We start from the raw sequence: 18,767 nt of genomic DNA on the forward strand, positions 1-18,767 counted from the left end.
AATTTTCATTTAATATTAGATCGTAATTCGTTTTTTAAAGCATAACAGCAATTTTTTTGCTCTTTAACCTTACTCATTCCTCCTTTGCTATGTTCAATAATCTATCATAGGTTTTTGAGGAAGACGATGAGCAAAAAATAATATACGTCTCGAATTGAGACATTTGTTTTAATTTGGTTCATTTATCAATAAGTTCTTAGAAATCTGAATCAATTCTTCTTTTGTATAGGAATATTCATTGCTTAACCATTTTTTTATAATCTCAAAAAAACCACTACAGTAGAAATCACATAGTACCATTGGGTAATCTGAGTTTTGTATTTTTTTCGAAAGCGGATCATTATATTCCATTGAGTTTTCATATAAATTTTCTGCACCAAATCGAATCAATTTTTCGTATAACTCAAGGCTATTATTTTTACTGGTAATATTAAAAAACAATGCACGATTAACATCTATGTATTCAATTATTTCCTCAAATAGTGTATGTTCTAAATCCAAACCTTCTTTTGTTTGTTCAAAAAGGTTTATTGCGATGGAATTTGACACGTCACTAAACAACTCATATTTATCCTCATAATGACGGTAAAATGTGCTTCTATGAATCATTGCTTTTTCACAAATATGATTAATTGTGATGGATGAAAATGTTTTTTCTTTTAATAAATCCATAAACGCATCTTTTATTATGGTTTGTGTGCGTAAACGTGTGAAATTACTCAATTTTAGTATCCTCCTATATTTAATCTAAGTAATGCATGAATTTGTAATTGTTTTCCTAGTCCTTATTTCCTTTTAGTATGCCTAAATTAGTGATGATCTGGAATTCCCCCCTAAATATAATCCTTTTATGAAAATGAGATGGATCATATAAATTTGGCTCTGGCGCGAATATACCAGAGCCAAAATGTTTAATTTAGTTCACTTTTTACAGGGAAAGAATGTAATCCATATATAGAGCTACTATTTGAGATAGGAACAGGGAGGTTCTGATCAATAAATGAAAATGATTTATATCTTTTTATTAATTCTGTTAATACAATTTTCGCTTCTAATCTAGCTAGAGGAGCCCCTAAACAAAAATGGATGCCATGTCCAAATGTAAGATGAGGATTACGTCTACGATATATATTAAAACTATCGGCACCTTTGAATTGATGTGAGTCACGGTTAGCTGATCCAACCCAAGCTGAAATGATTTGGTCTACTTGTAAAGTTTGCCCTTTTAATTGAATCTCTTTTTTTACTCTGCGTACAACTCTTTGAACTGGTGAACGATACCGCAATACTTCTTCAATTGCTTTCGGAATAAGAGATATATCCTGTTGTAATTGATCATAAACATTTGGATGTTCTATGAAACAATATAAAGCGTTTCCAAGTAAATTGGTTGTTGTTTCATTTCCTGCTACTAAAAGTAGTTTACAAAACGGTACTATTTCTTTTCCTGAAATGTTTTTTTCCGCTTCACTTTGAACTAATAAAGAAATAATGTTATTTGAATCTTTTTTGGATTTCCCTCGATTGGATTGTATGATTTCTTCAAAAAACTCTCCTAATTCATTTTCTGCTTGTAAACGTGTATTAAAAAATCCTTCCAAATAATCCGAATCATCATGACTCGGTGAACTTACGATAATATCAGACCATCTCTTAAACCTTTCCATATCCTTAGCAGAAACACCTAACATTTCAGCAATTACTATAACTGGTAACGGATAAAATAACTCTCTAACAATATCAAAAGTTTCACGATTAGATAATTGATTGAGTATATCGTTTGTGATTTGCTGGATTCTAGGTTCCCATTCCCTTAATGCTTTAGGAGTGAAAGACCGATTTACAATAGACCGAATTTGCGTATGCTTTGGCGGATCCATCCCAAGAATACTTTGTGGAAATGGAGACTTTTTCTTCTCAGGCATAATATTAGAAAAGTACTCTTTATCCTCTAAGACAGTTTTTACATCTTCGTACAAAAAAACATTCCACATGTCTGCCTGATGATTAAAACAAATAGGCTCCTTTTCTCGCATCTCTTTATACCATGCAAATGGTTTATACGGATCTTCTAAAGCCTTTTTTCCCATCAACTTATTTGTAGGAATCATAACAACTGATTGATAAGGTGTTTTCATATATATAAATCTCCTCTCAAAAAAATTCTATTACACCGAATAATATTCACCGAATGCCATTCGGTGTAATGAGGATTATACAACAAGAACCGAAATATTCAAACTACTTTTTCGATTTTAAGATATCCGTTAATATATAAATAAGGGGGAATAGACGTTGTATAAAAAAACTCTGCCAAATAGAAAACAACAAGCTCTACTAACACAGAACAATATATTTCAAGTGTTTTTAAATTTAATGAAAGAAAAAAAATTTGAAAATATAACAATTGAAGATATTTGTAAAAAAGCAAATGTATCAGTAGGAACTTTTTATCATTATTTCTCTTCCAAAGAGGATATTTATAAAAAATTATTTCAACAAATTGAAGAAAACCTACATGTTGAATTAGAAAATATCGATCAACATACAACAATGCAAACAACTATTTTAACTTTCTTCCAATGCATAGCTGAATATACAACTAAATTAGAGTTACATATAAATCTTCTTAACGATTTCAACAAAAGGTCATTTATATATGAGCCTTCACTCATTTACGAAGCTCTAAATGGCTTTGTTTACAAAGGACAACTTGAAAAAGAATTAACAAATGATATGAGTGTAGAAGAAATAACAACATATCTTTTTACAATTGCTAGAGGACTTATATTAGATTGGTGTCTTTTAGCTGGAAAATACTCACTAGAACAGAGAATGAATACTTATATGAATTTAGCATTGAAATCTTTAAAGCCTTAAATTTTAATCAAGCCCTACGCTTTGTTGCTTCATTTTGTACATTTCATTCTGTTTTATTTTTTCTAGGTGTTAAAGCAGCTGGAATAAAAGAAAAAGCATGCCCCTTCTTTATACTGCGAGAAGGGCATGCTTTTTCTTTTTTATAATACAACATATAAAGTGAAACTTTAATCAGTGGGGGTTTTCTTCATCCCCCACCTAACTTCTTTGCTTTCACTGAATTTTGAGGTGGGGATCTTACTGCCCATTAAAGCGGGATAAATCCCGCATCAATCTACTTCATGATAGTTAATTCCCCATTAGATATGTTTCCTATCCCCTCGGAAAAGGAGAATAACAGTCAAAACACATGTGAAAAATCTATTGAAAAATGAACCACTTTGAGATATATGTCGCATTTTGATACACATAAACATTTTTGATTATCGTTTTCCACTAATGCCTATGATAAATTGCTATACATAGCTAGCTTACAATTATATTTCTAAAAATAATATTTCACCTTTCATAAAAAATAAAAAGGAGTTTTTAAAATGAAGAACCGAGTAAATCCAGCATTATTACCAGGATTAGAAATGTATCCAGATCAAGATTTACGCCCAGAATGTTTGCCAGTAATGAGAGAAGAAGCGTCAAAAGTCTTCCCACCTACCATTGTTGATGAAACTCTTTCTGTAACAGATGAGGTCATTGAGGGACCTGATGCGAATCCATTACGATTAAAAATTTATCGTCCAAAATCAAATAATGAAGTCTTACCTGCTCTGTTGTGGATACATGGTGGCGGGTATATCTTGGGATCTATAAATGATAATGATGATCTTGCTGTAAAAATTGCAAAAGAGGCTAACTGTATGGTCGTTTCTGTAGATTACCGTTTAGCTCCTGAACATCCTTATCCAGCTCCAATTGAAGATTGTTATGCAGCATTAAAATGGATTGCTGATAACGCGGAGACATTGAACATTGATTCAAATCGAATTGGTGTTGCAGGAGTGAGCGCTGGTGGCGGACTAACAGCTGCATTAACATTATTAGCCCGTGATCGCCAATACCCTTCTATTTGTTTCCAAATGCCGCTTTATCCAATGATTGATGATCGTAATAACACACCTTCTGCCAATGAAATTAAAGAAGGATTTGTTTGGAATCAAAAATCAAATGAAGCTGGCTGGAAAATGTATTTAGGAGAATTACATGGAACGGATCATATTCCTGCTTATGCAGCCGCTGCTCGAGCAGAAGATTATCGTAATTTGCCACGTACCTACACATGTGTTGGTCAATTGGACCCATTCCGTAGTGAAACATTAACCTATGTAACCAAACTTGCAGAAGCTGGTGTTGATGTCGAGTTCCATTTATATCCTGGGGCTTATCATGGGTTCGAAATGATGCATCCGGATACTGATATATCTATTCACGCTTGGAATGATTATGTACGAGCAGTTAAAACTGGTTTCGCAAGAAAGTAACTACGGTAGCGACAAAAAATTTCATAATAAAGGAGAATTTTTAATGAAGAATAGAGTTCATCCAGAATTAAGAGAAATATTTTCTGTATTACCAGAAATAGATTAAAGAACCCATCATAAGAAATCTCTCTTTTTCCTCTTTTTATCAGTGGTGACACATAAAAAGAAGCTCAGACACAAAAACAGGCTGTGGAGAAGACTTTCTCCACAGCCTGAAAAAAGTACTGGCAATGCCAGTACTTTTTTATTATTATGCTCGCTGTTCAACATTGACTCTTTTGATAAAGAACGAGATTATTAATCCAACAATTACTACAATGATAGCAAAGATAAAGGTATTTTGAACACCGTTTGTAAAGGCCAGAACTTGGTTTAACGGATTTTCTTTATCAGATACTGTCTGAAGGAAGCTTCTTGAACCTGAGGAAAGAATTGAAATTCCAACAGCTGTTCCAATAGCACCAGCAACTTGTTGTAAGGTGTTCATAATCGCTGTTCCATGCGGGTATAGTTCAGGTGGCAGCTGATTTAATCCGTTTGTTTGAGCTGGCATCATAATCATTGAAATTCCAACCATAAGTGCAATGTGTAGTGCAACAATAAATCCTGTAGATGTTTCCAATGTTAAGGTTGAGAAACCATACAGTGCACATGCTACAATGACAAGTCCAGGAATAACTAACCATTTAGGACCAAAACGGTCAAATAATCCCCCCATAACAGGCGAAAGGATTCCGTTAATAATTCCTCCCGGTAGAAGCATAAGACCCGCTGCAAACGTTGATAACGCTAATGATGTTTGTAAGTATAATGGTAAAATCATCATCGTACAAAGTAGCACCATCATGCATACTAAAATTAAGAGAAGTCCAATAACGAACATTGGATATTTAAAAGCCTTAAGGTCTAACATTGGCTCATCCATCTTCATTTGACGAAGGGAAAATGCAATTAATCCAACGACTCCAATAACAAGAGAAAGAATAACGTGTGAGCTTCCCCAGCCTCCACTTTCTCCAGCGCTACTGAAACCAAATACGATACCGCCAAAACCAATTGTTGAAAGAATGATTGAGAAAATATCGATTCTTGGCTTTGTTAGTTTTGTTACGTTTTGCATGAAGAATATACCAAATACTAATGCGACAATCAATAATGGGAGTGAAATCCAAAAAATCCAGTGCCACGTTAACGTTTTTAGAATCAACCCTGAGACGGTTGGTCCAACAGCTGGAGCGAACATAATGACAAGCCCGATAATTCCCATAGCTCTTCCACGCTTATGTGGTGGAATAATAACAAGAATGGTGTTAAACATAAGTGGTAAAAGTAAAGCTGTTCCTACTGCTTGTACAATGCGGGCAATCATTAGTACGCTAAATGTTGGTGCAATAGCTCCGATTAACGTTCCGATAATGGAGAATACAAGAGATGCGATAAAAAGCTGTCTTGTTGTAAACCATTGAAGAATTAAACCTGAAATTGGCACAAGAATTCCTAATGTTAATAAGTAGCCGGTTGTCAGCCACTGTGCTGTTGTCTCTAGAATATCAAAACCTGTAATTAAATCTTTTAACGCCATATTTAAGGCTGTTTCACTAAACAAGCCGATAAATCCAGCAATAAGAAATGACGTAATAATCGGCAGAGCTCTGATGTTAGAGTTTTCTGCTGTTGTTTGTTGATTCCCCATATTAAATTGTCTTCCTCTCTCTTACCTAATTCTTTTATTTGAATTTTCGATTTTAATAATCTTCCCTTAACACCTCGTGGCACTCCCAAATCAGCTCTTCTATTCCCGTCTGGCCTTTCAGCCTACGACGGACGATTTCTGAGGATAGATTCTGGACTTTGAGCGCTCTTGGTGCTCTTCTTTCGAAGTATGCCTGAAATGCAGCTTCAATGTCATTATTGTTTTTGAGCTCTTCGGCGAGAACGATTGCATCCTCAATAGCCATGGCTCCTCCTTGTGCAAGAGTCGGAGCTCCGACGTGGGCGGCGTCCCCTCCAATGACGACGCGGCCTTTGTACCATGGCTCTTGCACTGCGACTTGCTCCAATTTGTTAAAAATAACAGGATAATCTTTTGACATATGCTTTGTAATAAAATCAAGTCCCGGAAAGCCTAAGAGAATCTCTTTGACTCTATTAAACCGGGTATCTTCCTCATCCCAGTAATCGCTGGCGCAAGGCTGGAGCACAAAGACATAGCCGGCGCGCTCGGCTAATGGTACGACGCCGATTTGCGTTTCTCCGCTTATATACATCAATGACGAGTCCTCGAATTTGTAATCAGGAAGCTCGAAATAAAATCGCCACGCCCCCATACCGAGATGCTCCTTTTCTATTTCCTTTTGCAGCATCATATTCCTTACAGTTGAATGGATGCCGTCAAAACCTACTAAAATATCAGCCTTTATCTTTTCTCCGTCGTCAAATATGGCAGAGACCGATTCAGCCGTTTCTTCATAAGCAACAACCTTTTTCCCCCACTTGATATCTACACCCGCTGCATCAGCATGCTTGATGAGAATATCACTTAATGTTTTTCGCGGGATATTATTGCGCCCTGGAAGTGTGTCGTCTAAAAAGGATTCACTCACTTGAAACTGCAGATTCCCCTGTGCATCAAATGTTTTAAGCCATTTTGTTTGAAAGCCATGTTCACAACACTCTTCGAATACGTCCAATTCTTTCAAGACAGCCAGTGCGTTTTGCGGCATGAGAATCCCCGCACCGGTTTTGCGATTTTCTAAAGCCGCTTCGCACAAGGTAACAGAAAATCCTACTTTGCTAAGGGAAATAGACGCTGACAATCCGCCAATTCCCCCACCAGCTATCAAAATATGTTTCATATAAATAACCCCTTTTAGTTCTTCGAATATAGTTAGGCGCCTAACTACATTACTTTACTATATCCTCAGAAAAATTGTCAATCATCTTTAAGTCAGGTTGTATTATGATATTAACTCCTTTATAATCGTGTCATAACGAACGAACGGGAGCTTATTTTAATGGAATTAAAACATTTACCTAAATATAAATATTTAACAGAACACACCGAGACGTATTCCAATATAGATGCTAGTTCTCTTGAATTGTTTTTATCTCTATTTGATATATCAAAAAAAATGAATCATGTGATGGAGCGTTACTTTGCAGGCAGAGGGCTGTCTGAAGGAAAATTCAAAATCCTGATGCTACTCTTTGACGCAAAAGACCACTCGTTAAGTCCGACAGAACTTGCAAAGCAATCAAACGTCACGAAAGCAACGATTACAGGTTTGCTGGACGGGCTGGTGAGGGACGGTTTTGTTAGCCGCACGCATCAAAATAAGGATAAACGAAAAATCAGCATTGAACTGACAAAAGAGGGAAAAGAACAACTGAAACAATTTCTACCCGGTCATTTCAGTAAAATCTCTGCGGTAATGGAAAACTACAGCGATGAGGAAAAAGAAATGTTTATCAGTATCCTGGGAGATCTATTCGAAAAACTGAGCGTGTTTAAAGAGTAAAACGCATTTTTTGGGTCCCGCCACATCGTTATTCAGCTGAAATTTTATAGTATCCCCAGAACGAAATTTTGTACTAACTTGTAATAAAATATTCATTTTTTCGTTTTGGGGGCATTTGTATTTCTTAGGTTGATGGCGGTGAGGCTAGTTCCATGAACGCTATAAATCCAGTTGAATTAACGAAAGGTTTACCTGGCATACCTTGTCCTATCGCTAAAACGCTTGATGTAATTCGTACAAAATGGACGTTTTTAATCATCCGTGACCTTCTTATCGAAGTAACATTACGCTTTAGTGATTTACAAAAATCAATGGATGGGATTAGTCCGAAAACATTATCACGAGAAAAGTATATCCAGTAGTTCCGCCTCGCGTAGAGTACACATTAACGGATAAAGGAAAGCAATTAGAGGGCATATTTATTGAATTAAAACGGTTTGGATTAAGCTTATAAAACAAAAACCCCTTACCGTCGTAAGGGGTTTTATTACTTCGCAAAACTTTCAGCTAACTGTTTCTCTCTCCACATAAATGTAATAGCGAGACCAACTATTAAGACAACTCCTGAAAATGCATATGGATAATGAATATTCATATCAAATAATATTCCGCCCATCGCTGGTCCTGCGATATTTCCTAAACTCGTATAAGTCGAGTTCATACCAGCAACGAATCCTTGCTCTTTTCCGGCTGCTTTTGATAAAAACGTCGTTAAAGCTGGGCGAAGCAAATCAAATGCAAGGAAAATAAAGCAAGTAACGAGAAGTACAATCCAATAATTAAAGACTACAGTTGAAACGAACGCTAATACTGCACCTACAATTAAACAGATTTGAATTAATACTTTTTCCCCGAATATATCAACCAATTTACCAAACATAAATACTTGCACAACTACCCCAAAGATTGAACTAATTGTAATAATTGCCGCGATATCTTTCGGTGTGAATCCAAACTTATGATCAGAAAACAAACTAAACACCGTTTCATACGCCGATAAACCGAATGCAAGTACAAATACGATGATAAATGCAATTGCATACATTGGATGTAATGATTTCTTTAAATCACCAATAAAGCTTGATTCTTTCGTATTAGAAGAAATCTCTGCAAGCTCTTCTTTCGTTAACGGTTCTTTCAAAATAAAGATCGAAATGACACATGCTATAAAGGCAATTGCTGCTGCAACGAAAAACGGCACACGTATACCGTATTCCGCAATAAATCCGCCAATTCCAGGCCCTATAATAAACCCCGTACTAATTGCTGCAGATAAATATCCCATCGCCTTTGGACGTTCTTGCATAGAGGTAATATCAGCAACATATGCCGTAACACCAGGCATAACAAACGCAGCACTAATTCCGCCTAACACCCGTGCTACATAAAGCATCCACACATCTTTTCCTAATCCAAAAAGAAGTTCTGAAACACCAAAAATAAATAAGCCAATAATGATTATTTTCTTTCTACCGTAAAGATCGACCCACCGGCCTGTAATAGGTGACGAAATGAGCTGAGCCATTGCAAACACTGCAACGAGGTAACCCATTGTCTTCCCTGTTAAATGCATATCATTCATAAAGGACGGCATAACCGGAATGATTAATCCAATCCCTAAAAAAGCGATAAATATATTACTCAAAAGAATGACCAGTACCATCTTTTGTTCTTTTATCGGTTTCTTCACTTTTAACACCTCTTCCCGTAAGCTCCTCTCAAAAAATAATGCCCAAGAAGCTTTTTCTTTATCCTGCTATTTGTGGGCTAATCATGAGTAGAGATGCCTCCACTCATTAGAATTTCACTCTATCCTTCCACACATACATAAGTATTAAGTGAATGACTATCATTCATTTGTCCTCAAAAATGAACCTACCTTCTCAGACAGGTTCATCTTACTACTTCTTTATATGTAGTGCATGTGTTAAAAAATCTAGTACTTCTGCCTTTTGTAGCTCGACTTGCTCATCATCTTTATGATCATATAAATAAACTTGTTCCGCTGCTGATTCAACTAGAGCAATAAATAACTTCGCTGTTCGCTCTGCGTGAACCGAATCACGAATTTCACCAGCTTCTTTCGCCCCACTTAAAAATTCACTTAGCCACATATAAAGAGGCTCATACACAGCTTCCCATTCTTTTATATGTTCCGTAGATGCAAGACCTGCATACATTAAAGCTTGTATTTCACGATATTCCGCTATGAAGTGAAACACCGCATCTATTACTTGCGTAACTTTACTTGAAAAAGGCGCATCGTTTTGCACTTTTTCTTTCACTGCAAGGATCATCTTCTCAACCATCACTTCTGCTATTGCAGGCATAACAGATAACTTAGAAGGAAAATATAAATAGAAAGTTCCTTGTGCAATGCCAGCCAATTTCACGATATCAGAAATCTTCGTTTTTTCAACGCCTTTTTCCTGAAACACTTCAATAGCTGCATAGACAATTTTCTCTTTTTTATTCATCATCTGAACCCTTTCACACGCGTATTGAATGACTGTCACTCATTTTATAAAATAACTAGCTGTACTGTCAATGATCGTGTACTTTGTATAATAAAAATCTCCTAACAACTTGTTAGGAGATACAGTATATCTTTACGAAAGAGCTTTTAATCCTGTCACTCCACATACAATAAGAGCCACACTAATGATACGTGCTTTACTTTTCGACTCACCAAACAGGAACATGTTTAATAAAACGGCACCTGCTGTTCCAATACCAATCCAAACCGCATACGCGACACTGACTTGTAAGAATAAGAAAGATGTATACAAGAATGCGAAGGATGTAGCAAATCCGCCTATATAAATCGCACCATTTGCTAACGTTTTATCTTTACTATACATTTTTAGACCGATCACACCGACTATTTCACTAATTGCAGCACAAAATACGAAAAACCAACCCATCTTTAAGCAGCTCCTTCCATAGTTTCTTCTTTATTATCAGCTAGCTTTAAACCGATAACGCCCGCTATAACCATCACGATAAAGAATAATTTCCCTACACTGAAACTTCCGCCGAAAAGGAATACATCCATTAAGAAAGTACCTACCGTACCAGCTCCGGCGAAAATGGCATATACAGTCCCTGTTGCAAGATGCTCACACGCCTTAGAAAGGAAGTGAAAATCAACAGCGATAACGCCTAAAATAATAATCCAATGCCACCAAGTATCGGCCGTATTAAAACCAAACACCCAAAAAATTTCAAAGATACATGTTAATATGACATATAACCAAGCTCTATTCTTCATACCTCTCACCTCTTATGACTGACTATCAGTCATTTTTGTTTTGAAAAATATACTCCTTCATCACTACTATATATAAACAACTATCATCCTCATTTACCATTTATATTTGTTCCGTTTCCAAGTAAATGACATCCTGTTACAAAAATGACTGAATGTCATTCATAAATATTGTACATGAATATTTTAAAAACTGTCAATGCCAAAAATTTATTTCATCTGATTTGTATATTTCCTAATAATCTGTCAATACTGCTAGTAACATAATATTTTCTCCACTCCCCCTTGGAGAGATCCCTTGAATAGAGCAGTTAGCTTTTGCTAGCTGCTCTTTTTTGCATTAGTTTCACCCAACATACCGAACCATCGCCACCTCATCACAATAATCAACCTTTGGACAATGCCTACAATCAATCCATACTTTCTCTGGCAATGCATCTCTATTCACAAAATCAAACCCGCACTTTTGAAAAAATTCCGTTTCATATGTTAAAGAAATAACTCTACTCACTTTTATTTTCGCTGCCTCATTTATTACATGGTTTACTAACATACGTCCAATCCCTTTCCCTGCATATGTATGCGAAACGACTAACGACCGGACTTCTGCTAGGTCCTCCCCTAATACATGTAAACCAGCAACTCCAACAATTTCTTCTTCATCTTTCATAACATATAAACATTGTAAGTATTGATAGAGAGATAAAAGAGAACGCGGTAAAACCACTCCCTCTTTTGCGTAAATCTCAATAAGACTATAAATTTCTTTCACATCACTCGTAACTGCGCTAAAGATTTTCATATTCTATCCCCTTACCCTCAATATTAATATTTATAAACCTAAATGAATTTTAATTCATAATTTTATATAATAATACATCTCTCTTTTCTCCTCGTCAATCACTTTATACAAACAAAAAACCAAGCAATCTAATCAATGCTTGGTTCCTCATTTCGTATCGGCAATACCGTCGAATATTTAATTTCACGAAGTGCCAAACTCGTCTGTATACGTGTAATACCAAGCTTATTCAGCTTTCTAATAAACTGCTCTAGTTCTTTACGATCACGATTTGCAACCTTTAATAAATAATCGTACTCTCCTGTTAAACAGTGACATTCTAACACTTCCGGCATCGATTCTAATTCTTTTTCCAACACTTCAAGTTTATCCGATTGATGAATATTCGTACTCATAAAAATAAAGCATAATAAATCAAACCCAAGCTTTTCTTGATTTAAAATCGCAACTTGCTTATCGATGAAACCTTCCCCATCTAACCTTTTTATTCTTGCATGCATCGCAGCCGGTGATAAATTAACGCGTCGCGCAAGCTCTGCATTACTTACTTGTGACTCCTTCTGCAATATATCTAAAATTTGTACATCTAAATCATCCAACACTTTAATAACAGACGACTCCATTATAATTCCCCCTTTTTTCTTACCGATGATTATTCGAAAAAACACCTTACAACTTATACAAAACTGAATATCATTCCGCAAACAATACCTTAAACAAAATATTTTATCGACTTTTATTCTTTATACAAAAGAATATATTACATACAGAAGAAAAATGCTAAAATTATTTACAATTCACATTGATTATAACAAAGGGGATTTTAATATGCCTTATTTTTATGTCTTTTTACTATTACTAACGAGCTTATTATGGGGAGGAAATTTCGTCGTTGGAAAATCACTCGTTGATCACGCGTCTCCAATGACACTTACAAGTTTAAGATGGATGATTGCGATCGTTTGTTTATTACCGATGGTATGGTTTAAAGAGAAGAAAATCATTCCACCACGTGCTGCCATACTTCCGTTAATATTGATGGGAAGTTCAGGGGTTGCTCTTTTTAACATCTTTCAATTTTTGGCATTAGAAAAAACATCCGCAACAAATGTAGGGCTTATTTCTACATTAAACGCAATTTCTATCGCATTATTTTCCGTCTTATTTCTAAAAGAAAAAGTAAATACACTTCAAATTTTATCTATGATTCTTTCATTCTTCGGGGTTGTTCTCGTTCTATTAAAAGGTAACTTTGCCCTTTTATTTTCACTACATTTTAATAGCGGCGATTTATGGATGATTGCAGCAGTTTGTATTTGGGGAATCTATTCTGTTTGTAGTAAATGGGCAACAAAAACAACGACACCACTCATGGCGACATTATACTCTGGTATTTTCGGCGTTATTTTATTACTGCCATTTAACATAGGGAGCTTCACTGTTACAAATATCAACACTTCTTTTATAACATCACTTTTATATACTGGGCTTATTTCCACAGTTCTTTGTATGGTATTTTGGAATGTTGGCGTACAAAAATTAGGAGCAACTACATCTGGCATTTTTCTAAACTTCAATCCCATTTTCACAGCTATTTTAGCATTCCTTTTCCTCGGAGAAGAATTAACGTGGATTCAAATTTTAGGGACAATGATCGTTGTAACAGGATGTTATTTATTTTCTCATTTCAAAACAGTTGCTGTTCAGCCAACTGGAGCTTTAATACGAAAACATTCTTAATGAAAAAACATCGTCATCTAAGTTGGCGATGTTTTTATTTATTCTTCATTTCTTTTATATACTGCTTTTCCTCTTCTGGTGATAAACGTTCAGTTGCCTTACCAGTATCTCCACCTTGAAGGCTCCATAAGAAGTTGTGTTCCTCAACAGTTTGAGAAAAATCTCCTTTTTCCCATCTATTTATAATAGAAAATAACCTCATTTTATATTGAAAACCTGTACTATTTTCAATATCTCTTTTCACATTAGAAATTTCCTTGTTTGTCATTTCTACAAATCCCCATTTTTCAGAGGATTTTACCTTTTGGTGTACCATTTTGTGCATAGTAGAAATAATTTCACCTTCACTAACTTGTGGAGATTCTTCTGCAACTCTCTTCTCTTTTTCGTTTGCCACTTGCTGGGTTTGAATATTTTTATTTTCTTTTTCCACATATGCAAGCAGTTTCTTTCCGCCAACTATAGACGAGAAAATTACTATAATTGTAATGCACATACCTACGATCCATTTAAAAAGCATTAGCTCTTCATCGCTTCCCTAACAAGATGACTATCTACATACTGCTTAAACTTCACGATTTTTCCGTTCTCCAGTTGCCATACATGAACAAAATCTGCTTCAAATGATTTTCCCGTTTCTTTATAAACTCCTGAATAAACACCCTCAGCAATAATCACATCTTTTCCGCTTACTTCATGGTACATATTTACACTCGCTTTATAATCATCCCATTCTGATCCTAATCGGCTAAATACATTTTTCATTATTGCTTCTATCCCTATATAAGTTCCCCCGTATGGGAATCCTTCTGCCTCTGTCCATTCTACTTTTTCAGAGAGGGCTTCTACTAAATGTTTTGCATTCGAAGAAGCTGATCCTTCATATGTACTTCGAATCACTTCTAAATTTGATTTAAGCATGTTACTTCCTCCCGTTTTATTTATTTTTTGCACAAGATGTAACCAATTACGTTACACCTTGTGCAAAAAAAATTAAATTGTTTTATTCTTAATCTACATGTTGTAATCATTATAGTTACATTAATGATTCAAGTCAACAATTTATAAATAAGTTTACTTCGTTTTCATTACTTTCTCTTTTAAGAAACGATCTACATATCCTTCTGCTTTTACAACGAATAAATACGCACCCATTGATAATAATGCAAGATCTAATTCATATCCTGGATTCTTTCCATCTCCTAATAAACCTGCTGCTCCATTTACCTTTACGATAGCTCCAGCTAAAATAAGAGCGAATAACAATCCTACATATCGTACGCCTAAACCGATAATTAATAATATACCACCAACTAATTCAACTGTTGCTACACCGTAGGCAAGACCACCTGGTAAGCCAATGCTTGTAAACCATCCTGCTACGTTATCGATACCTGATTGAAACTTCGCTAAACCGTGCGCAAAGAATGTCACTCCTAACACGATACGAATAATTAAATTCCCAATATATTGGTTCATTTTGAACTCTCCTTTTTGTTTTGTTATGGTGAACTTTTATTTACAAATCAAAACAATACGGTATTTCATTTCATTCGTCAAATACTTTTTTTAAGAAAACAAAAAACATTATCCCTTTTACGGATAATGTTTTCCTACAGAATAGTGCTAATTCAAGCTTTTACTCTATTGCACAAAAAAGTTGAAACATTTTTCCAGCGCCAACATACGGCAATAAAGACAAGTCCTCTTCTACAACCATCCCAACAACATTCACTTTCTCATCTACAGGCAAGTCATGTTTGGCAACTTGCATCTCTCCTGCATATCTACCGTACAATTCATTATCAATTGTAATGCTGCCTTTCTTCCTTGCAATTGTTTGCATTGGCTGTAACACGATTTTATTTTCTTCTCGTGATTGTACAGAACGAATGACATCACGCGCTGGATCTAGTCTATTTGTATGCACTTGTTCTACCATTTTTAACACTTCACTTTTCTCTATCAATGGCTCGTATCGCAGCGGAATAATTCCTCTACTCGCACTCGCTATTTCTTGTACACTTTCTATACTTCCGCTTATATCCCCGATTAACACCTTATCGACACCACAATCTTGTACAAGTTCTAAGTACGCTTCAAGCGGGCGCATATTGCGGTGCTTTTCTAACGTTGGTAAACCTTCACATAACGGACCCCGTTTTTCACCATCTCCCGGAATAAATGCCATCGTTTTTATTCCACACTCATGTAAGTATGCGTTTTGTTTTTGTAAGAATGATTTTGCTAGTCCTGTTTCTGGGCGCGGGTAAAAATTATGCCACGCTTCTACATTCTCTATCTTTATATGTTCTATGATTAACTCTTTCCAAAATGAATCTGTAATCGTGCTCGCATTTAAAGCTACTTTCATCTTGTGAGATACGCGTGCGATTTCTTTCGGCTTGATGCCGTAGTCCATTCTTAAGCCTGTAATGCCCCAGTCCAATAACTCCTCCACATTTTCATACGTCATCCCTAAATGGTATAACGATTTTGGAGAAACATCGACCATTAATTCCATGTCGTTTTCAAGAGCTTGTTTCCCAAGTATTTGAATTAGCTCTTTATACGTACCAGGGTCATCTTCAGGAATGTGAAGTGATGTAAAAATAGATGAAAACCCGTTTTCCTTCACTACTTTTAGCCATCCTTCTTGTTTCTTTACTCGTTCTTTTGCAAGGTAAATTGAAACTCCGATCATATGAATCTCCCTTTCTATGAATAGAAAAAGAGAAAGGAATCCCTTTCTCTATATGTTTTCTGCCATTTCTTCTTTAAATCCGAAGAAGTACGTAAAGATGAATCCGAACGTATATGCCACTACTAATCCAAGGAAATATAGTAAATATTTATTATCAGCAATTAACGGAATTAATGATAATCCTGATACGCCAATTCCAAGTGCGGCTGTTTTCATAACTGCTTGGAATGCACCGCCAACTGCTGCTCCTAAACAAGCTGTAAGAAACGGTTTCCCAAGTGGTAATGTAACCCCGTATAATAACGGTTCACCAATTCCTAAAAAGCCAACTGGTAATGCCCCTTTAATTACGTTACGAAGTCGTTTGTTTTTTGTTTTCACATAGATGGCAATCGCTGCTCCTACTTGTCCAGCTCCAGCCATTGCGAGTACTGGTAATAGAGGTGTTACGTGCGTTTGATTAATAAACTCCATATGAATTGGTGTTAAACCATGATGCAAACCGACCATAACGAGTGGTAAAAATGTTCCCGCAAGCACTGCTCCAGCAAATGCTCCAGCAAATGCTCCACCAATACTTAAAATACCATTAATGCCGCTTGTAATTCCTTCAGATAAGAAACCTGCTACCGGCTGAATCGCTAACATCGTTACGATACTTACCACTAACACAGTAATAAGTGGCGTTACAATAATGTCAACTGCATTTGGCACTGCTTTTCGAACTTGTCTTTCCACTACAACCATAAGCCACGCTGCAAAAATAACGGCAAACAATCCGCCCCGTCCGGGTACGAGCGCTTCACCGAATAATTTTACGTTCGCCATCGCTGGATTAAAAATTAAAATACCAGCAATTGCTCCAAGAACCGGTGTCCCGCCAAATTCTTTCGCTGTATTCCAGCCGACTAAAATTCCTAAGAATGTAAAGATACCCCCGCCAATAAGTAATAACATTTGTAGCCACGTTGCATTCGGATCAGCACCTGCGTTTTTCGCAAAGTTAGCGACCCCGTTTATAATACCTGACGCAACAAGACCAGGAATTAACGGAATGAAAATACTTCCTATTTTTCTTAAAAAGTTTTTCACTGGTGTATTATTTTTCTTCTTAATCTCTGACTTCATCTCTTGCCCAAGGTCTTCAAGGTGATGATCTGCCACCTCACCAATTCGCAGTCCTGTTAAACCTTCCATTTCAGCTGCTACTTTATTTACTGTCCCTGGTCCAACAACGACTTGAAGCGTCTCATCTTCAATAACGCCCATAACCCCTTCAACCTTTTTCAAAAGGTCCATATTCACTTTACTTTCATCATGAAGCGTTAATCGTAGTCTCGTCATACAATGAGCAATGCCACGAATATTCTTTACTCCCCCAAGTTGCTCTGAAATTTCTCTGGCCATTCTCTCTTCTTTCTTCATAATAGAATCCCCCTCCCTATTATTTTATAGTGCCTTCTTCACAAACCCTTTCGCCTCTTTTAATTTCTTCAGTGCTTCCCCATACTCACACCGCAATAACACCATAACAATCGCAGCTTTCACATTACGTTCTGCTTTTTCATAATACTCCCCTGCTACTTCATAACTAACCCCTGTTGCTTCCACAATAATTCGTTTTGATCGTTCTACTAACTTTTCATTTGTAGATTGCACATCTACCATTAAGTTTTTATATACTTTCCCAACACCAATCATAGATGCTGTTGAAATCATATTCAGTACTAGTTTTTGCGCTGTACCAGCTTTCAAACGCGTTGATCCTGTTAAAATTTCTGCGCCTGTTTCTACTTCCACGTTTAGTTTTGCATATTTACTTATTTCAGCATTTTTATTACAAGAAATACTAGCTGTACTCGCCCCTACACTATTCGCGTACTTCAAGCCACCAATAACATAAGGAGTTCGACCACTTGCTGCGATTCCAATCACTGTATCTTTCTCGTTTAATCCAATACTTTTTAAATCTTCTTCTGCTAACTCTTCGCGGTCTTCAGCACCTTCTACCGCCTTGGTAAACGCTTTCAATCCACCTGCTATAAATCCTTGCACCATTTTATCATCTGTACCAAATGTCGGTGGACATTCCACTGCGTCCAAAATACCTAAACGGCCACTCGTACCAGCCCCAATGTAAATTAATCGGCCCTCTTCTTCAAAGGATTTAATGACAATCTGTACAACTTTTTCAATTTCTTCTATTTCATTTTCAACTGCTAACGCAACAGTTCGATCTTCTTCATTCATACTTTGCAACACTTCTTTTATACTCATCTCATCTAAATTCATCGTCTTCTCATTACGATGTTCTGTCGATAAATTTTCTAACATATTACCACCCACTTTGAAATTTAATTTCATACTTTTATTATAACTT

The 18,767-nt window shown here is 36.1% G+C and carries 20 protein-coding genes and 1 pseudogene; 5 read left to right on the forward strand and 16 right to left on the reverse strand.

Annotated elements, in window-relative coordinates; genetic code table 11:
* Window positions 1-168 precede the first annotated feature (168 nt).
* Entirely contained in the window at window positions 169-723 is a 555-nt protein-coding gene (locus tag Q9B79_RS21255) for a TetR/AcrR family transcriptional regulator (protein WP_000064560.1), read from the reverse strand.
* A 188-nt stretch (window positions 724-911) separates the two neighbouring features.
* Window positions 912-2,138, reverse strand: coding sequence for a cytochrome P450 (locus Q9B79_RS21260; RefSeq protein WP_306187367.1), 1,227 nt, complete (start codon window positions 2,136-2,138; stop codon window positions 912-914).
* A 157-nt stretch (window positions 2,139-2,295) separates the two neighbouring features.
* Here Q9B79_RS21260 and Q9B79_RS21265 point away from each other — a divergent pair, with 157 nt between their 5' ends.
* On the forward strand, window positions 2,296-2,880 hold the full coding sequence (locus tag Q9B79_RS21265; protein WP_306187369.1) for a TetR/AcrR family transcriptional regulator: 585 nt from the start codon (window positions 2,296-2,298) through the stop codon (window positions 2,878-2,880).
* 533 nt (window positions 2,881-3,413) lie between these two features.
* Window positions 3,414-4,355: an alpha/beta hydrolase gene (locus Q9B79_RS21270; protein WP_306187371.1), complete on the forward strand. Its 942-nt coding sequence runs from the start codon at window positions 3,414-3,416 to the stop codon at window positions 4,353-4,355.
* A gap of 250 nt (window positions 4,356-4,605) precedes the next feature.
* On the opposite strand, the gene Q9B79_RS21275 is transcribed toward Q9B79_RS21270, so the two are convergent.
* Together Q9B79_RS21275 and Q9B79_RS21280 are read right to left on the reverse strand one after the other, a co-directional pair.
* Window positions 4,606-6,048 carry a DHA2 family efflux MFS transporter permease subunit gene (locus Q9B79_RS21275; protein ID WP_306187373.1) on the reverse strand — a complete coding sequence of 481 codons (1,443 nt, stop codon included), beginning with the start codon at window positions 6,046-6,048 and terminating at the stop codon, window positions 4,606-4,608.
* Between the two features lie 52 nt (window positions 6,049-6,100).
* Window positions 6,101-7,210 (reverse strand): FAD-dependent oxidoreductase, encoded by a 1,110-nt coding sequence (locus tag Q9B79_RS21280; protein ID WP_306187375.1) that lies wholly within the window; start codon window positions 7,208-7,210, stop codon window positions 6,101-6,103.
* A gap of 159 nt (window positions 7,211-7,369) precedes the next feature.
* Here Q9B79_RS21280 and yetL point away from each other — a divergent pair, with 159 nt between their 5' ends.
* Window positions 7,370-7,873, forward strand: coding sequence for a transcriptional regulator YetL (gene yetL, locus Q9B79_RS21285; protein WP_306187376.1), 504 nt, complete (start codon window positions 7,370-7,372; stop codon window positions 7,871-7,873).
* Window positions 7,874-8,025: 152 nt separating this feature from the next.
* Window positions 8,026-8,327 (forward strand): annotated as a pseudogene (locus Q9B79_RS21290) (winged helix-turn-helix transcriptional regulator).
* A 33-nt stretch (window positions 8,328-8,360) separates the two neighbouring features.
* On the opposite strand, the gene Q9B79_RS21295 reads toward Q9B79_RS21290, so the two are convergent.
* From Q9B79_RS21295 to Q9B79_RS21320, 6 genes are all read right to left on the reverse strand, one after another.
* On the reverse strand, window positions 8,361-9,563 hold the full coding sequence (locus Q9B79_RS21295; RefSeq protein ID WP_306187378.1) for an MFS transporter: 1,203 nt from the start codon (window positions 9,561-9,563) through the stop codon (window positions 8,361-8,363).
* 211 nt (window positions 9,564-9,774) lie between these two features.
* Window positions 9,775-10,353 (reverse strand): TetR/AcrR family transcriptional regulator, encoded by a 579-nt coding sequence (locus Q9B79_RS21300; RefSeq protein ID WP_016716563.1) that lies wholly within the window; start codon window positions 10,351-10,353, stop codon window positions 9,775-9,777.
* A gap of 129 nt (window positions 10,354-10,482) precedes the next feature.
* Window positions 10,483-10,797, reverse strand: coding sequence for a DMT family transporter (locus Q9B79_RS21305; RefSeq protein WP_000539670.1), 315 nt, complete (start codon window positions 10,795-10,797; stop codon window positions 10,483-10,485).
* A 2-nt stretch (window positions 10,798-10,799) separates the two neighbouring features.
* Window positions 10,800-11,144, reverse strand: coding sequence for a DMT family transporter (locus Q9B79_RS21310; protein ID WP_306187380.1), 345 nt, complete (start codon window positions 11,142-11,144; stop codon window positions 10,800-10,802).
* 343 nt (window positions 11,145-11,487) lie between these two features.
* The gene (locus Q9B79_RS21315; protein WP_306187382.1) at window positions 11,488-11,943 is read right to left on the reverse strand and encodes an N-acetyltransferase; all 456 of its coding nucleotides are present in this window, start codon (window positions 11,941-11,943) and stop codon (window positions 11,488-11,490) included.
* A gap of 128 nt (window positions 11,944-12,071) precedes the next feature.
* Window positions 12,072-12,566 carry an Lrp/AsnC family transcriptional regulator gene (locus Q9B79_RS21320; protein ID WP_088232423.1) on the reverse strand — a complete coding sequence of 165 codons (495 nt, stop codon included), beginning with the start codon at window positions 12,564-12,566 and terminating at the stop codon, window positions 12,072-12,074.
* 205 nt (window positions 12,567-12,771) lie between these two features.
* On the opposite strand from Q9B79_RS21320, the gene Q9B79_RS21325 reads away from it, so the two are divergent.
* Window positions 12,772-13,683 (forward strand): DMT family transporter, encoded by a 912-nt coding sequence (locus Q9B79_RS21325; protein WP_306187386.1) that lies wholly within the window; start codon window positions 12,772-12,774, stop codon window positions 13,681-13,683.
* 34 nt (window positions 13,684-13,717) lie between these two features.
* On the opposite strand, the gene Q9B79_RS21330 is transcribed toward Q9B79_RS21325, so the two are convergent.
* From Q9B79_RS21330 to murQ, 6 genes are all read right to left on the reverse strand, one after another.
* Entirely contained in the window at window positions 13,718-14,203 is a 486-nt protein-coding gene (locus Q9B79_RS21330; RefSeq protein WP_306187388.1) for a PRK06770 family protein, read from the reverse strand.
* Complete coding sequence (locus Q9B79_RS21335; protein ID WP_306187391.1) at window positions 14,203-14,604, reverse strand: nuclear transport factor 2 family protein; 402 nt, start codon at window positions 14,602-14,604, stop codon at window positions 14,203-14,205. Before Q9B79_RS21335 ends, Q9B79_RS21330 begins: the two co-directional genes overlap by 1 nt.
* A gap of 153 nt (window positions 14,605-14,757) precedes the next feature.
* Complete coding sequence (locus Q9B79_RS21340; protein ID WP_001077751.1) at window positions 14,758-15,162, reverse strand: DoxX family protein; 405 nt, start codon at window positions 15,160-15,162, stop codon at window positions 14,758-14,760.
* A 160-nt stretch (window positions 15,163-15,322) separates the two neighbouring features.
* Complete coding sequence (locus Q9B79_RS21345; RefSeq protein ID WP_306187410.1) at window positions 15,323-16,387, reverse strand: DUF871 domain-containing protein; 1,065 nt, start codon at window positions 16,385-16,387, stop codon at window positions 15,323-15,325.
* Between the two features lie 48 nt (window positions 16,388-16,435).
* Complete coding sequence (locus tag Q9B79_RS21350; RefSeq protein WP_306187412.1) at window positions 16,436-17,812, reverse strand: PTS transporter subunit EIIC; 1,377 nt, start codon at window positions 17,810-17,812, stop codon at window positions 16,436-16,438.
* A 24-nt stretch (window positions 17,813-17,836) separates the two neighbouring features.
* Window positions 17,837-18,721, reverse strand: a complete 885-nt coding sequence (gene murQ, locus Q9B79_RS21355; RefSeq protein ID WP_306187414.1) for an N-acetylmuramic acid 6-phosphate etherase — start codon at window positions 18,719-18,721, stop codon at window positions 17,837-17,839.
* Window positions 18,722-18,767: the final 46 nt, after the last annotated feature.

It is taken from the genome of Bacillus sp. MHSD_36, assembly GCF_030757775.1.
Taxonomy (GTDB): Bacteria; Bacillota; Bacilli; order Bacillales; family Bacillaceae_G; genus Bacillus_A.

Bases quoted from the DNA above. Each gene is read 5' to 3' on its own strand.
- Q9B79_RS21260 (WP_306187367.1), bottom strand. From the start codon at position 2,138: ATGAAAACACCTTATCAATCAGTTGTTATGATTCCTACAAATAAGTTG.
- Q9B79_RS21310 (WP_306187380.1), bottom strand. From the start codon at position 11,144: ATGAAGAATAGAGCTTGGTTATATGTCATATTAACATGTATCTTTGAA.
- Q9B79_RS21330 (WP_306187388.1), bottom strand. From the start codon at position 14,203: ATGCTTTTTAAATGGATCGTAGGTATGTGCATTACAATTATAGTAATT.
- Q9B79_RS21315 (WP_306187382.1), bottom strand. From the start codon at position 11,943: ATGAAAATCTTTAGCGCAGTTACGAGTGATGTGAAAGAAATTTATAGT.
- Q9B79_RS21270 (WP_306187371.1), top strand. From the start codon at position 3,414: ATGAAGAACCGAGTAAATCCAGCATTATTACCAGGATTAGAAATGTAT.
- Q9B79_RS21340 (WP_001077751.1), bottom strand. From the start codon at position 15,162: ATGAACCAATATATTGGGAATTTAATTATTCGTATCGTGTTAGGAGTG.
- yetL (WP_306187376.1), top strand. From the start codon at position 7,370: ATGGAATTAAAACATTTACCTAAATATAAATATTTAACAGAACACACC.
- Q9B79_RS21305 (WP_000539670.1), bottom strand. From the start codon at position 10,797: ATGGGTTGGTTTTTCGTATTTTGTGCTGCAATTAGTGAAATAGTCGGT.
- Q9B79_RS21335 (WP_306187391.1), bottom strand. From the start codon at position 14,604: ATGCTTAAATCAAATTTAGAAGTGATTCGAAGTACATATGAAGGATCA.
- Q9B79_RS21350 (WP_306187412.1), bottom strand. From the start codon at position 17,812: ATGAAGAAAGAAGAGAGAATGGCCAGAGAAATTTCAGAGCAACTTGGG.
- murQ (WP_306187414.1), bottom strand. From the start codon at position 18,721: ATGTTAGAAAATTTATCGACAGAACATCGTAATGAGAAGACGATGAAT.
- Q9B79_RS21345 (WP_306187410.1), bottom strand. From the start codon at position 16,387: ATGATCGGAGTTTCAATTTACCTTGCAAAAGAACGAGTAAAGAAACAA.
- Q9B79_RS21280 (WP_306187375.1), bottom strand. From the start codon at position 7,210: ATGAAACATATTTTGATAGCTGGTGGGGGAATTGGCGGATTGTCAGCG.
- Q9B79_RS21275 (WP_306187373.1), bottom strand. From the start codon at position 6,048: ATGGGGAATCAACAAACAACAGCAGAAAACTCTAACATCAGAGCTCTG.
- Q9B79_RS21325 (WP_306187386.1), top strand. From the start codon at position 12,772: ATGCCTTATTTTTATGTCTTTTTACTATTACTAACGAGCTTATTATGG.
- Q9B79_RS21300 (WP_016716563.1), bottom strand. From the start codon at position 10,353: ATGATGAATAAAAAAGAGAAAATTGTCTATGCAGCTATTGAAGTGTTT.
- Q9B79_RS21320 (WP_088232423.1), bottom strand. From the start codon at position 12,566: ATGGAGTCGTCTGTTATTAAAGTGTTGGATGATTTAGATGTACAAATT.